Source organism: Candidatus Pelagibacter sp. HIMB1485 (assembly GCF_052048055.1).
Lineage (GTDB): Bacteria > Pseudomonadota > Alphaproteobacteria > Pelagibacterales > Pelagibacteraceae > Pelagibacter.
Map to the genome: position 1 here is coordinate 202,247 of NZ_JBNAIN010000002.1, position 14,103 is coordinate 216,349.

Genomic DNA, 14,103 nt, shown 5'->3' on the forward strand with positions numbered 1-14,103 from the left:
TATAATGGTTTGTTTAAGTTATTGGTTATATAATAAATTTATGAATAATCTAATAGTTTTAAATGGCAATGACAATGTTGGCGTAAGTCAATTTATCATACCAGAAAAAACTAAAATTGAAGGACATGATATAAGTACGTTAGATCCAATCCCTTTTGGTCACAAAGTATGTTTAAAAGAGATTAAAAAAGGTGATCCTATTATCAAATATGATCAAATTATTGGATTTGCTTTAAATGATATTAAACCAGGAGAGCATGTTCACTCTCATAATTTAGAATTTAGAGAATTTAAAAGAGATTTCAAAGTAACTGATAAATCACACAATGTTGACGAAAAAGCAGATACTTTTTTCAATGGAATTTTAAGGGATAACGGCCAAGTAGCTACAAGAAATTATATTGGAATAGTTAGTACCGTTAATTGCTCTGCAACAGTTACAAAAATGATTGTTGAAAAAATAAAATATTCAGACATTTTAAAAGATTATCCAAATATAGATGGAATTGTTCCTATTACTCACTCAACAGGATGTGGAATGAATACTGAAAGTGAAGGAATGCAAATTTTTCAAAGAACGATTGATGGTTTTAAAAATCATCCAAATTTTTCTCATGTTTTTGTTATAGGTTTAGGTTGTGAATGTGCACAGGTAAGTTTATTTGATGAGTCTCTTAAAAAGCACAACAGAATTCACTTCTTAACTATCCAAGATGAAGGTGGAACAAAAAAAATTGTTGATAAAGTATTATCTCAAATAAAAAACCTTTTATCTGAAGCAAATAATGTTCAAAGAACATCTCAGCCTGTTAGTCATTTAACTTTAGCCTTACAATGTGGAGGATCTGATGGTTATTCAGGAATTACAGCAAATCCTGCATTGGGAGTTGCTGCAGATATTTTAGTTAAAAAAGGTGGAAGCTCAATATTATCTGAAACACCAGAAATATATGGAGCAGAACATTTATTAATTAATAGAGCTAATTCACAACAAACTGCAGATAAATTAATTAAAAGAATTGAATGGTGGAGACATTATACATCGATAAATAATAGTTCTATGGATAATAACCCCGCACCAGGAAATAAAAAAGGTGGACTTACAACTATTTTAGAAAAATCTTTAGGAGCAGTTGCTAAAGGTGGAAACTCAATTTTACAAGACGTATTGAATTATGCTGAACCTTTAAAAAATAAAGGTTTCAATTTTATGGATTCACCTGGATATGATCCAGTATCTGTTACAGGGCAAGTTGCATCAGGCGCAAATGTAATTTGTTTTACAACTGGAAGAGGATCTTGTTTTGGATGTAAGCCAGTTCCAAGTTTAAAGCTCTCAACTAATTCAGCAATGTTTGAAAGAATGTCAGAAGATATGGATATTAATTGCGGAACAATAGCTGAAGGAAAAGAAAAAGTTGAGGAAGTTGGTCAAAAAATATTTGAATTAGTAGTAAATACTGCATCAGGAAATAAATCAAAAAGCGAAATCAATGGCTACGGTGACGAGGAGTTTAATCCTTGGCAAGTAGGCGTTGTAATGTAAAAAATTTCCTAAAGTGCAAAATCAAACATCTTTATTAAACGTAATTTTATTAGCTGCAGGTGGTTTCTTTATGTTTGTTTGTATGGATTCTAGTGCAAAATACCTAGGTACAGTCATGCCTATTCCACAGGCTATATGGGGAAGATTTTTTTTTCATCTAGTATCTTTAATTGTGTTTTTTTTAATTTTTAAGCCAAAAGTAAACTTAAAAAAAAATTTCAAAGTTCAAATAATTAGATCAACATTAATGGTGACAGCTACAACGTTTATGTTTTTTTCTCTTCAAAAGTTTGACCTAGTAGATATTTATGTAGTTTTCTTTACAGCCCCATTAATCGTTGCTTTACTTTCTGCTTATTTTTTAAAAGATATTTTGACTTTTAAAGGAATTCTTTTGATGCTCCTTAGTTTTAGTTCAATTGTTTATTCTTTAAGTCCTAGCATGAAAATATTTAGTGTAGATTTAATTTTTCCAATCGTTCCACCTATATGTTGGGCGCTTTACCAATTTTTTACAAAAGTAGTATCAAGTGATAACGATCCATTTGCAGCAATATTTTATACTTCTATTTTGGGAGCAATAATATTTAGTATTTATATTTTTTTTAAATGGGAACCATTAAGTAATAATATTTTTTGGTTATACTTAGCGCTACTTGGTTTTGCAGGCTTTGTAAGCCACTCTTTAATTATTTATGCAATTCAATTATCAAATTTATCTTTTGTAACTAATTTTCAATATTCTCAATTAGTTTGGTCTACAATTTTTAATTTTTTCATTTTTGGTGTACCATTTGATATAAATAAGATTGTGGGTGTTGTGGGTGTAATAATATTTGGTTTATTATTTATAAGAACTGAAGGTAAAAAAACTTAAAATTGGAGGTTTGATGAAAAATATTGGTTTTATTGGTGTTGGTTATATGGGTTATGGAATTGCTAAAAACATCATTAAGCACAAAAATAATCTTTTTGTAATTGCTAACAAAAATCGTAAACCTATTGAAAAGATAGTAAGTGAGGGAGCTAAAGAAGTTAAATCTTTTGAAGATTTTGCATCTAAAAATTTAGATGCTTTGTTTATGTGTGTTACCAATACACCTATTGCGAAATCTATTTCAGAAAAATTATCAAATATCTTAAGCAATAAAACAATTGTAATTGATATTACTACTCACAATAAAACGGGCTCTATTGAAACTGAGGCAATTTTTAAATCAAATAATATCAACTACGTTGAATGTCCAGTAATGGGAGGACCTGTTCAAGCAGAAGAAGGTGTTTTGGGTGGTATAGTTGGGGCGTCAGATGAGAATTTTAAAATAGCAGAGCCTTATTTTAATATATTTTGTAAGGATTATTTTCATTTTGGTCTAGTAGGTATGGGTGCAAAATCAAAACTTTTAAATAACTTTTTATCTTTAGGAAATGGAGCATTAGTAAATCATTTAGCAAAATGTGCTACTGGATTAGGATTAGATCTAAAAAAAGTATTTGATGTTGCAAAACTAGGATCTGGAAACTCTGCGGCTCTGAACAGAGTTTTTGATAATTTACTTAAAGGTGATTACACAGGATTTAAATTTACTGCAAGTAATTCTGTTAAAGATTTAACTTACATTCAGGATCTTTTAAAAGATTTTCCTGAAGCAGAAAAAGTTGCTGAACTAAATAAAAATTATTTTCAAAAAGCTGTTGATGATGGTCATGGAGAAAATTTTATTAGTGAATTAATTAATAAAAATTAATTGAAGGAAGTTAAATAAGATATCGGGAATCTACTAAAGCAGTAGGTTGTATTCAACTTATATATTTGCATTAAATGCAAATAAATTTATTGCAAATAATTTTGATATAATTACCTTTTTATATGAAGGAGGTTTATGTTAAAATTGCTACCACCTGATACTTAGCTGAAGATCTTTAGATATAAAAAAACTTAAAATAATAAAATCCGTTTGGATTTAATGCCAAAGAGGCGATAAAAAGGGAGCTCTTTAGGTATCAACTAAAGAGCGAACCCTTAAAAAAATTAATTTTTAGATTTTAATATTTTTAGTGGAAGTGGTGCTTCTGGATATTTTTTTTCACACAACTTTTCATAAATTTCACAAAAGTTAAAAATTGTTTTTACAACTTCATTTTCATCTCTTGAGTTTAATTTTGTAATTAATTTATCTCGATATTTTTCTAACTCTTTAATTTGCTCACCTGAAAAAAATTCTCCAGTTTCTATTTCCCAATAAGTATCCTCTAATTCTACTTCACTTAATTCATTTAATTTTTTTTGTAACATTATAATTGTTTCATCATCTGTTTCTGTGTTTCTCATAGGAGAATTTTTTAATTTACCTAAACATTTGTCTCTTAAACCATCAATAAAATGATCATAAGGTTTTCCTAAACTTAATTCTTTAAAATGATTACTAATAAAATATTTTTTGATTGCTGAATCTGTAGAAATTTTTTCTTTACCCTTAATTATTGCAACCTGAACATATATCTCTTGAGAAACGTATTCCTCTATATGATCTGTTACTGATACTGGAAGCATTGTTTATTTTAAGATTTTAGCCTATCGTTATTTACATCAAAAGCAGGTTCATCAATAACTTTTGATTTAACATCTTTTCCTTGGATTTTAATCAAAAACTCATTTCCAACTTTAGCAAATTTAGATTCAACATATCCAAAAGCTAAACTTTTGTTTACTCTATACCCATAAGCCCCTGATGTTGTAAGACCAACTATAATACCATTAAAGTAAATTGGTTCATTTCCATGAGCATCCGCATCTACAGCATCAACTTCCATATAAACTAATTTAATCTTTGGGTCATTTTTTACTAAATTAGATACAATTTTAGACCCTTTAAATTCAGATTTTTTTTCAATATTAAAAAATCTTTCCAAGCCTGCTTCAACTACACTAATTTCTGGAGTTAATTCTGAACCCCAACCTCTATATCCCTTCTCAATTCTCATAGAATTCATTGCATGAGTTCCAAAATCTATAATATCAAATTCCTTACCAGCTTCGCTTAATAACTCATATAGTTTTTCCATATCTTTAAAGTCATGATGCAACTCCCAGCCAAGTTCACCCATATAGTTTACTCTTAAGGCTGTTACAGTAATGTCGCCTAAACTTATTTCCTTACTTTTTAACCAAGGGAAATTTTCATTTCCTAAATCTGTATTTGTTAATTTTTGTAAAACCATTCTTGATTTTGGTCCTATGATACCAATTACACCTTTGTCTAAAGTTATATTTTTAATTTCAACTTTTTCGTTTTCTTTTTTATTCTGATTTAGCCAATCCAAATCTCTAATTTCTGATACTGCTCCTGATAATGCGTAATAATGGTTATCTTTTAGTTTAGTTAAAGTTAGTTCAGTTTGAATTCTTCCAATATCATTTAAAAGATGAGTTAAAACAATACTTCCATCTTTTTTTGGAACTCTATTAACACAAAGTCTTTCTAAAAAGTTATAACTATCTTCTCCAGTAATTTCATATTTTGAAAAAGTTGATAGATCTATCAAGCCTACATTGTTATGAACATGCAGACATTCTTTTTGAATTATAGGAAATAAATTATTTCTTTTATAACTTAATTCTTCTTTAATATTATCTTTATTAAACCAAGCTGGTTTTTCCCATCCATATAAATCAAAATATTCAGCACCTTTTTCTTTCAACTTTTGATAAATTGGTGTTGTTTTCATTGGTCTTCCAACCTCTACAACATCATTAGGCATTGGAGTTACATACATTCTTCGATATTGCTCTTTTGATTTTTCAACTGAATAATTTTTATCAACCCAACTCATGTATCTTCTTGGTTCAAATTCCATCATATTTATTTCCGAGTCACCATGTACAATCCACTGAGCCATATATTTTCCAGCTCCCCCTCCATGAGCAATTCCAATACTTGCTGCACAAAACATCCAAAAGTTTTTAAGTCCTGGTGCAGGACCAGCTAAAAAATTATCATCAGGTGTATGTGTAATAGGACCACATATAATTCTTTTAATACCCACATCTTTAAACTGTGGAATACGATCCATTCCTTTTTCTAAGTGTTCTGCAATTCTATCAAGATCTGGATCTAACAACTCCATATCAAATTTCCAATCCATTCCATCTAAAGCCCAAGCTGCTACATCTTTTTCATAAGGACCAATTAAAAGTCCTTTACCCTCTTGTCTTAGATAAGAAGAAGAGTCTGGATCTCTTACAACTGGTAATTCTTTACTTAATTTTTCTATTTCAGGATGTGCTTCTGTAACTAAGTATTGATGGATCATGTTTATACTTGGAACATTTTTTAAACCAACCATCTGTGCTACTTCTGGACAAAAACTTCCTGCAGCATTAACAACATGCTCACAAACAATATCACCCTTTTCAGTAATTACTTTCCACTCTCCTGAAGGCAATTGTTCAATATCAGTTACTCTATTTTTTCTATAAATTTTGGCTCCACTATTTCTTGCTCCTTTAGCCATTGCATTTGTTGTGCTAGTTGGATCTGTGTAGCCATCTTCTGGAGTTAAAAAAGCACCTTTAATTCCATCTAACTTTATAAAAGGATGATATTGATGAATTTCTTCTGTTGATATAATTGAACATGGAGAACCAGCTATATCTAAAATTCCTTTAGTATAATCAAACCACTCAAGATCCTCTTTAGTATAAGCTAACCTTAAACTTCCTGTTTCATGAAATCCTGTTGGTTGTTCAGTTTCTTTTTCTAGCGACTTATAAAGGTTAGTTGAATGAAGATGTATTTTTGCAAGATTTAGACTCGTTAACATATGAGGACATTGACCTGCAGCATGCCAAGTTGATCCAGAAGTAAGTTCGCTTTTTTCAATTAATACGACATCACTCCATCCTTCTTTTGTAAGATGATAGAGTAAACTAACTCCCATTATTCCACCACCAACAATTACGAGCTTGGCGTGAGATTGAATTTTATCCATGGAAAAAGAAACTACTTAGATTTTAAATTAATTAAACAAAATTAATTTTAATTAACCAAAATGGGTATATAAATTTATTAATGAGGTTTTCTATATTTGGAATGACAGGCCTTACAATTCGCCCACATTAATTTTCCTAGAGTTCCTCTAATATCATCTACATCTTCTATAATGGAAGTGAGTTTAATCATGTCATCAGCAGATTTTTGCATTAATGCATTGAAAGCATCTTTTTCTTCCCAAATTATAGGTAGTGCCTCTGTTTTAAATCCTTCTTTAGAATTTTCTGGGAATAGATCTAACAATGTAATGTAATTTTCATTCATTTCCTTCATTAGCTCTATTGCTTTATCAAAATCTCCATTTGAAGAAAAAGACTGTACCCTCTTTGCAGTACTATAATTTTTACTAAATAGTGCTTTTCTACTTTTAATAATATCTTCTACTGACAACTCTGCATTAGCTAATGAACCAGAAAATACCATTATTAAAGATAAGATTACTGTACCAAAGATCTTCTTGGTATGTTTTAATATGCTATGCATGTTAAGAACACTTTAACAGAATACGGATTTATTTCCAAGTCTCTGCATTGGCTAAGTGCAATTTTACTTTTGATACAAATTCCTCTTGGCTTTTATTTAGTAGATTTAGATTTTGGAGAGGAAAGAATAACTATTGAAAATATACATGTGACAATTGGGCTTGGGATATTTTACGTTATAATTTTTAGGTTACTTAATAATTTAATTAACCCTGTTCCAAAGTTAGGACCTGCTACTTTTATAGGACAAAGGTTTATTGCTAAACTCAATCATTTATTATTATACATCACTGTCTTATCAGTAACCATTTCAGGAATATTGAAGAAACTCTTCAATGGTGAGCCTCTGATGATTTTTTTAAAAGAAATAAAAATAAAAGACAATTTTGAGCTTGCTGATCAATTTTATAATATTCATATTATATCTAACTATGTACTTATTGGTTTAGTTGCCTTACATGTAAGTGCTGTAATAATACATAAATTATTCTTTAAAGAAAATTTATTAAAAAAAATATTATAATAATTAATCATCAGACATGGAAAAATCATCTATTGGATATATTCTAAAATTATCTATTCCAATATTTTTTGCCAATCTAGCTATTCCATTAGTGGCTATAATTGATACTTCTTTAATGGGTAATTTAGGAAATGTTTCCTATTTATCTGCGACGTCTGTTGCAGCAAATTTATTTTCAATGATTTTTTGGAGTTTTGGATTTCTAAGAATGGGGACTGTCGGTATGGTTTCTCAAGCAAATGGAGCAGAAAATTATAAAGAAATTCTAAATATTATTTTAAGAAATTTGTTATTTGTAATTATTCTTTCTATTGTCTTATTTTTTGCTCAGAATTTAATTCTTAAGATAAGTCTTCAAATATTTGATCTAAATTCACAAACTACTACTTTTTATAAGGAATATTTTAAAATTAGAATTTATTCAGCTCCTGGAGAACTTACTCTTTATATAATAACAGGTCTTTTTGTTGGATTACAAAAAACAAAAATTTCAAGTATTGCAGTAGGTTTTTTTTCAATATTAAATATTATACTTAGTATAATTCTTGTAACCCAATACAATTTAAATATTAAAGGTGTTGCTTATGGAACTCTTTTTTCTGGGATAATTACCTCTACAGTATTTTTAATTTATACTTTTTTTTATTTAAACAATCTTACAAAAATTAATTTTATAATAAGGGAAATTGTTGATCTAAATAAATTAAAAAATATTTTTGATATTAATTTTAATATTTTTATTCGAACTATATTGCTTACTTTTTCTTTTTTATGGTTCACATACCTTGGATCAAAAATTGGAGAGAAGTATATAGCTGCTAACGCGATTTTAATTAATCTTGTTTTTCTATCCGCATTTATTTTAGATGCTTATGCATTTTCAACTGAAGGCATTATTGGTTATTCTTTGGGCAAAAAAGATAAAAATTTATTTAGTTCTATTGTAAAAAATTCATTTATTTTAAGTTCAGTAACAGGCTTAGGTATTTCTATTGTGTATTATTTTATTCATAAGAATGTGATCTTTATGATGTCTGATATTGATTTAATAAGATCTTTAAGTTTAGATTATTCAATTTGGATGATTATTTTGCCTTTTTTTGCATCCTTTTGTTATCAATTTGACGGTATTTTTATTGGAGCCTCTCAAACAAAAGAAATTAGAAATGCTATGTTTTTTTCTGTTTCTTTATATTTACTAATTTCTTTAGTTCTAACAAATTACATTTCAAATCATGGGGTATGGATATCTTTAACGATATTTATGATCTTGAGAGCTTTATCTTTATATTTTTATTTAAACAGGATTTATTTAAGATTTAATGACAGTTAATCCCGTATTTTTTTAATCTCCAGTAATTATAAGGCCACGGAGTTAAAAAACCTACTATCAACATAATTGGAATAACCCACCAAGTTAAAATTGCACCACCTGTTAAAACAAAGTCAGTCAAATTCATCATCACTTCCATGCTAATCATTGAAATCAAACTCATTCCAGAAGCTGTCTTCAAAGCATTATTAAATTCAAAACCTTGTCTCATTAGAATTATTGTTTCTAATATTATACTTGTGATTAAACCGTTTATTATTGCTAGAATCATTATTCCTAATACTGGAAACGGAATTTGTGTAAGTTGAAAAAATAAAATTGTTCCAAAATCTCCGATGGCACAACCTAATAGACACCATGCTGTATTCTTTGCGCTTCTTCTCCATGTATGTTTACAAGACCAATGAAAAGTTGATGCTGTCATTAGTTAATTTCTAATCCTTTTTTTTTCCATTTTTCTAAACCACCAATTAAGTGAAAGCAGTTAACAAAATTATACGATTTAGAAATCTGAACTGCCAAAGTAGATCTGTGTCCATGAGCACAGTAGAAAAGAATTTTTTTATTTTTTAAACTATCTTTATTTTTCTCAATGTAGTCATGCATGGAAGGAAATGGGACTATATTGCTGTTATCTAGTTTACCTTCTTTATCTATTTCAATTTGTTCTCTTAAATCTATCAGAACTGTATTCTCATCTTTTTTAATCTTGTTAAACTCCTCTGGCTCAATTCCATTGTTTACTTTTTGACGGTTTAAATCAATACCTAACTTAAGATTACTAGGAACTGCAACATCCATCATTTTGGGATCTGGTAAATTTAAATTATTCATAATATCCACGTACTCTTCTACTGATTTTACCTGTAATCTTGGATTAAATTGTCTTTCTTCTATAATAGTACTTACCATTTCTCCTTTATAATCATGTGCTGGATAAACTAGAGTTTGATCAGGTAGTTTTAATAATTTGTTAAATATTGAATTATAAGAGTCTTTAGGATCACCGTTTTGAAAATCTGTTCTACCTGTACCTCTAATTAATAATGTATCTCCTGTAAAAACTCTATCACCCATCAAAAAACTAAAGCTCTCAGAAGTATGACCAGGTGTATATAAAGCTTGTAGATCAATTCCATCTATTTTAATTATCTCTTCATCTGATACTCTCATTGCAACTACATCGGCAGGTGTTTTATTGCCCATAACAGTTACACAATTAGTTTTATCTCTTAGTTCAGCAATTCCAGAGATATGATCTGCGTGAATATGGGTATCTATCACTTTTACTAATTTTAAATCTAATTGATTTAACAAATTAATATACTGATCAACTTTTTCTAAGACTGGGTCTATTATTAAAGCTTCACGTCCCCTTCCAGATGCAATTAAATAGGTATAAGTGGAAGAAACACTGTCGAATATTTGTCTAAAGATCATTTTAGATAAATATCAAAAACCAATAAGAAATTAAACCAGACAAAATAGTTGCGATTATATTTTTTGAAAAAAAACCAACAATTACAGCAACAATTGCAGCAAATATTTTAGGGTCATCCATTTCAATAAACTGGCCGTAGTCATTTATAAAAATTCCTGGAAAAATTATTGCTGGAAATACTGCTGATGGAACATAAGCTAAAACAGCTTTTATTTTATCTCCCAACATGTCTCTACTCACTAAAGCCACCATCGTCATCCTAGTAAAGTAAGTTAATATTCCTGCAACTATAATAGATAACCAAGTCATTTTATTTTTTTAACCTTAATATTAAAGCTGCAACAAACAAAGCAAGTATAGGTGAAATAATTATGTAAGATCTAAATGGAGCATCATAAAATAATAATGAACTCAATCCACATACAATCATTACAATTAAATGATCAATTTTTTTTAAATCTTGTATTATGATAGCTATAAACGTAAGTGGTATTGCAAATTTTAATCCAAGTTCCTCTGGAACAAATGAACCTAAAATGATTCCTGACAATGTAGCAATTTGCCAACAAACCCACATTGTACAACCTGTACCAATCAAATGATAATGTAAGTATTGCTCTGATTTATTTTTTTTAAAAAATTTATTAGATTCTGCAAAACCTTGATCGACTATAATATAAGAGATTAATAATTTTTTTATTAATGATAATTTTTCTAAGTACTCTGATAAAACTGCTCCATACAAAAGATGTCTTGAATTAATAACGCCAACAGATGTTGCTGCTACCAATCCAGACGCACCACCTGATAATAATTGCAAAAAAACAATTTGTGATGCACCACCAAAAATAATAATAGACATCGCATATACTAATAATGGGTCAAATCCCAATTCAACACCGATAGCTCCACAAATTATTCCAAATGGAATCACAGATAACATGTGTGGAGAAATATCCAGCATACCCCTAGTAAATAATTGTTTTTTTGTAAGCATTTATTTGGGTTCTATTAAAAACAAACTATGTGATCAATATTTATCGGTCGTTTAATCCCAAATTTTTCATCAATTTCATGTTGGTGGACGTGATGAGAATGAACAAAAACAGGTATTAATAAATCACTGCTAGTTTTTAGAGTATATATAAAATTTGTTCCTCTAAACTTTCTATCTACCACTTCTAATTTTAAATTGCTTTTATCGTCATGTTCTAGATCTTCTGGCTGTAACAATAGTTGGACTTTAGATCCTTTTGGATAATGTTTTGTAAATTTACCTTTAATTGTACCTAAATCATCATTTTCTAAAGTATTTTCATCTGTAACTTTTGCTGGAATTAATATTCCTCTGTTTAAAAAATTAACTACATCAACAGAATTTGGGAAGTGATAAACATTATAGGGATCATCAAATTGTTTGAGTTCTCCGTCTAAAATAATTCCACATTTGTTACCTAAATAGAATGCTTCGTAAGAGTCGTGAGTAACAATTATTGTTGTAATTTTTAATTCTTTTAAAATTTGCTTTAACTTTACTTGTATTTCCTCTTTGAAACTTTGATCTATATTTGACAACGGTTCATCTAAAAGTAACAAATCAGGGTTTGATAACAAAGATCTAGCTAAAGAGGCTCTTTGAGCTTCTCCAGAGCTAATTTCATGAGGATATTTTTCTAAGATTTTTTCTAAATGTAGAAATTTCACTATTTCTTTAAGGTTTAGACCTTTCTTCTTTTTTTTATTTCTCTCAGCACCAAAATTAATATTTTCCATAACATTGTAATGAGGAAATAGAGAGTTGTCTTGAAAAGCCAAAGATATATTTCTATCCTCGGGCTCAACATGGTTTTGTTTAGATGAAATAATTTTATTTTTTAAAATAATTTTACCAGACTGAATTTTTTCAAGTCCAGCTATTGTTCTTAAAATTGTAGTTTTTCCAATTCCAGAAGGGCCTAGCAAACAAACTATATCTCCTTCATTTTCAATATTAAATGAAACATTAATTACTTTATTTTTAGAGCTTGCAGCAAAAGTAACATTCTCAATTTCTAAAAAATTATTTCTCATTTTATTTATCTTTAAACATATACTTAGATGTAATTAAAATAAAAATACTTGCAATCATAATAAGTATTAATGAAGGTGCAGCAGCAGCTTCTAATAAATCTTGTGAGGCAAATATATAGGCCTGGGTAGCAAATGTTTCAAAATTAAAAGGACGCATAATTAATGTAATTGGTAATTCTTTGATTATTTCGATTGATAGCAAAATAGCAATTAATAAGACTGAGTTTTTAAGATAAGGGATATGAATATTTAAAAAAGTTTTTAATTTTGAATAACCTAATAGATATGCACTTTCATCAATTGAATAATTAATTTTTAAATATCCAGATTTAATACCATTGTTAGCTAATGAATAAAATCTTACAAAATAAACAATTACTAAACCAAGTATAGATCCAATAAAAATTTGTTTTATATCAAAAAAATAAAAAACATTTTCATCAAACCAAGAAATAAAAGTTATGAAAGCTACAGCTAATATTATTCCTGGTATAGCATAACCAGTAATTGAAAAAGTTGTTAATACATTTAGTAACTTATTTTTGCTAATTCTATTTCCATAATTTGATACGAAAGATAAAAATATTAAAAGAAATCCTGATAAGAAGACTAACATCAATGTATTTGACAGTAATACTACAATATTCAAATCCATAAAATGCTTTGGAAATTTAATTGTCCAATACAGCATTTGCAAAACTGGAAATATAAAGCTAGCGATAAATACAAATGAACAAAACGTTATTGCCATTAAAGATTTATAACCAGTTAATTTTTTGAGAGTTTTCGTTTTAAAATTTCCTTTAGCAGGCGAATGATACTGTGCTTTTTTTCTAGATATATTCTCTAAAAAAAATAATCCAAATATGAAAATTAAAAGAAAAAAAGATATTCTGTTTGCTAAAGCCAAATCATCAAAAGATATCCACGCATCATAAATTCCAGTAGTTAGAGTGGATATCCCAAAAAAAGATACTGCACCAAAATCTGATAAAGTCTCCATAGCAACTAAAGATAATCCTGCAATAATTGCTGGTCTTGCTGATGGTAAAATAATATTAAAAAATGTTTTTTTTGTTGAAAAACCAAGGTTTTTACCAAGTTCTAGCAAATTTTGAGATTGATAATGAAATGAAGTTCTTGTTAACACGTAAACATAACCAAATAGTGAAAATGAAATTGAAATTATAGCTCCTAGCATTCCATCAAATTTAGGTAAAACAGTATTATAATTTCCATCACCAAATAAGCTTTTCATAATTGAAAAAGCTGTTCCATAATATTCAAAAAAAGCAGTTAATGAATATGCATAGATATAAGCTGGAACTGCAAAAGATAAAATTAAAACCCATTTAAAAAAATTAACTCCAGGAAATTTATAAAATGAAACTAAATAAGCAGATCCAACACCAATTATAAAAGTTGTAATTAAAACTCCAATTACAAGAATTATTGAATTGAAGATATATTCAAACAAAAATGTGTTTTTAACTATTGATAAATACTCACCAGTTGGTTCAAAAAAACTACTAAATACAGTTATAATTGGTATCGCAACTATAATAGAAATGAGCAAAGAGCTCAAAAACCAAATATTAATTTTATTACCCATTTTTAACGAAGTACTAATGGTATTAAGTAGGGTAATAAACTT

The 14,103-nt window shown here is 28.4% G+C and carries 14 protein-coding genes; 5 read left to right on the forward strand and 9 right to left on the reverse strand.

Annotated features, from left to right (window positions below; all coding sequences use genetic code 11):
• The first annotated feature begins 40 nt into the window (after positions 1-40).
• From ACTTA4_RS03575 to ACTTA4_RS03585, 3 genes are read left to right on the forward strand one after another with little or no spacing between them, the layout of a single operon-like run.
• Entirely contained in the window at positions 41-1,546 is a 1,506-nt protein-coding gene (locus ACTTA4_RS03575) for a UxaA family hydrolase (protein ID WP_440633555.1), read from the forward strand.
• A gap of 13 nt (positions 1,547-1,559) precedes the next feature.
• Positions 1,560-2,423, forward strand: coding sequence for a DMT family transporter (locus ACTTA4_RS03580; protein ID WP_440614164.1), 864 nt, complete (start codon positions 1,560-1,562; stop codon positions 2,421-2,423).
• A 13-nt stretch (positions 2,424-2,436) separates the two neighbouring features.
• Positions 2,437-3,294 (forward strand): NAD(P)-dependent oxidoreductase, encoded by an 858-nt coding sequence (locus ACTTA4_RS03585; RefSeq protein ID WP_440633556.1) that lies wholly within the window; start codon positions 2,437-2,439, stop codon positions 3,292-3,294.
• 284 nt (positions 3,295-3,578) lie between these two features.
• Here the strand turns inward: ACTTA4_RS03585 and ACTTA4_RS03590 are convergent, their stop codons facing one another.
• From ACTTA4_RS03590 to ACTTA4_RS03600, 3 genes are all read right to left on the reverse strand, one after another.
• The gene (locus tag ACTTA4_RS03590) at positions 3,579-4,100 is read right to left on the reverse strand and encodes a hypothetical protein (protein WP_440633557.1); all 522 of its coding nucleotides are present in this window, start codon (positions 4,098-4,100) and stop codon (positions 3,579-3,581) included.
• An 8-nt stretch (positions 4,101-4,108) separates the two neighbouring features.
• Entirely contained in the window at positions 4,109-6,538 is a 2,430-nt protein-coding gene (locus ACTTA4_RS03595) for an FAD-dependent oxidoreductase (RefSeq protein WP_440633558.1), read from the reverse strand.
• Positions 6,539-6,615: 77 nt separating this feature from the next.
• On the reverse strand, positions 6,616-7,083 hold the full coding sequence (locus ACTTA4_RS03600) for a c-type cytochrome (RefSeq protein WP_440633559.1): 468 nt from the start codon (positions 7,081-7,083) through the stop codon (positions 6,616-6,618).
• Here ACTTA4_RS03600 and ACTTA4_RS03605 point away from each other — a divergent pair.
• Both ACTTA4_RS03605 and ACTTA4_RS03610 read left to right on the forward strand, forming a co-directional pair.
• Positions 7,078-7,605, forward strand: a complete 528-nt coding sequence (locus tag ACTTA4_RS03605) for a cytochrome b (RefSeq protein ID WP_440633560.1) — start codon at positions 7,078-7,080, stop codon at positions 7,603-7,605. The two genes, ACTTA4_RS03600 and ACTTA4_RS03605, sit on opposite strands and share 6 nt — an antisense overlap.
• Positions 7,606-7,621: 16 nt before the next feature.
• Positions 7,622-8,938 carry an MATE family efflux transporter gene (locus ACTTA4_RS03610; RefSeq protein WP_440633561.1) on the forward strand — a complete coding sequence of 439 codons (1,317 nt, stop codon included), beginning with the start codon at positions 7,622-7,624 and terminating at the stop codon, positions 8,936-8,938.
• Here ACTTA4_RS03610 and ACTTA4_RS03615 read toward each other — a convergent pair.
• From ACTTA4_RS03615 to ACTTA4_RS03640, 6 genes are read right to left on the reverse strand one after another with little or no spacing between them, the layout of a single operon-like run.
• Complete coding sequence (locus ACTTA4_RS03615; RefSeq protein WP_440633562.1) at positions 8,925-9,362, reverse strand: DUF4396 domain-containing protein; 438 nt, start codon at positions 9,360-9,362, stop codon at positions 8,925-8,927. The two genes, ACTTA4_RS03610 and ACTTA4_RS03615, sit on opposite strands and share 14 nt — an antisense overlap.
• Positions 9,362-10,378, reverse strand: a complete 1,017-nt coding sequence (locus ACTTA4_RS03620) for an MBL fold metallo-hydrolase (RefSeq protein ID WP_440633563.1) — start codon at positions 10,376-10,378, stop codon at positions 9,362-9,364. Before ACTTA4_RS03620 ends, ACTTA4_RS03615 begins: the two co-directional genes overlap by 1 nt.
• A gap of 1 nt (position 10,379) precedes the next feature.
• A complete protein-coding gene (locus ACTTA4_RS03625) occupies positions 10,380-10,688 on the reverse strand; it encodes an AzlD domain-containing protein (protein ID WP_440633564.1) in 309 nt (102 codons plus the stop codon).
• A gap of 1 nt (position 10,689) precedes the next feature.
• The gene (locus tag ACTTA4_RS03630) at positions 10,690-11,376 is read right to left on the reverse strand and encodes an AzlC family ABC transporter permease (protein ID WP_440633565.1); all 687 of its coding nucleotides are present in this window, start codon (positions 11,374-11,376) and stop codon (positions 10,690-10,692) included.
• A 14-nt stretch (positions 11,377-11,390) separates the two neighbouring features.
• A complete protein-coding gene (locus ACTTA4_RS03635) occupies positions 11,391-12,449 on the reverse strand; it encodes an ABC transporter ATP-binding protein (protein ID WP_440633566.1) in 1,059 nt (352 codons plus the stop codon).
• A 1-nt stretch (position 12,450) separates the two neighbouring features.
• Entirely contained in the window at positions 12,451-14,061 is a 1,611-nt protein-coding gene (locus tag ACTTA4_RS03640; protein WP_440633567.1) for an ABC transporter permease, read from the reverse strand.
• Positions 14,062-14,103 lie beyond the last annotated feature (42 nt).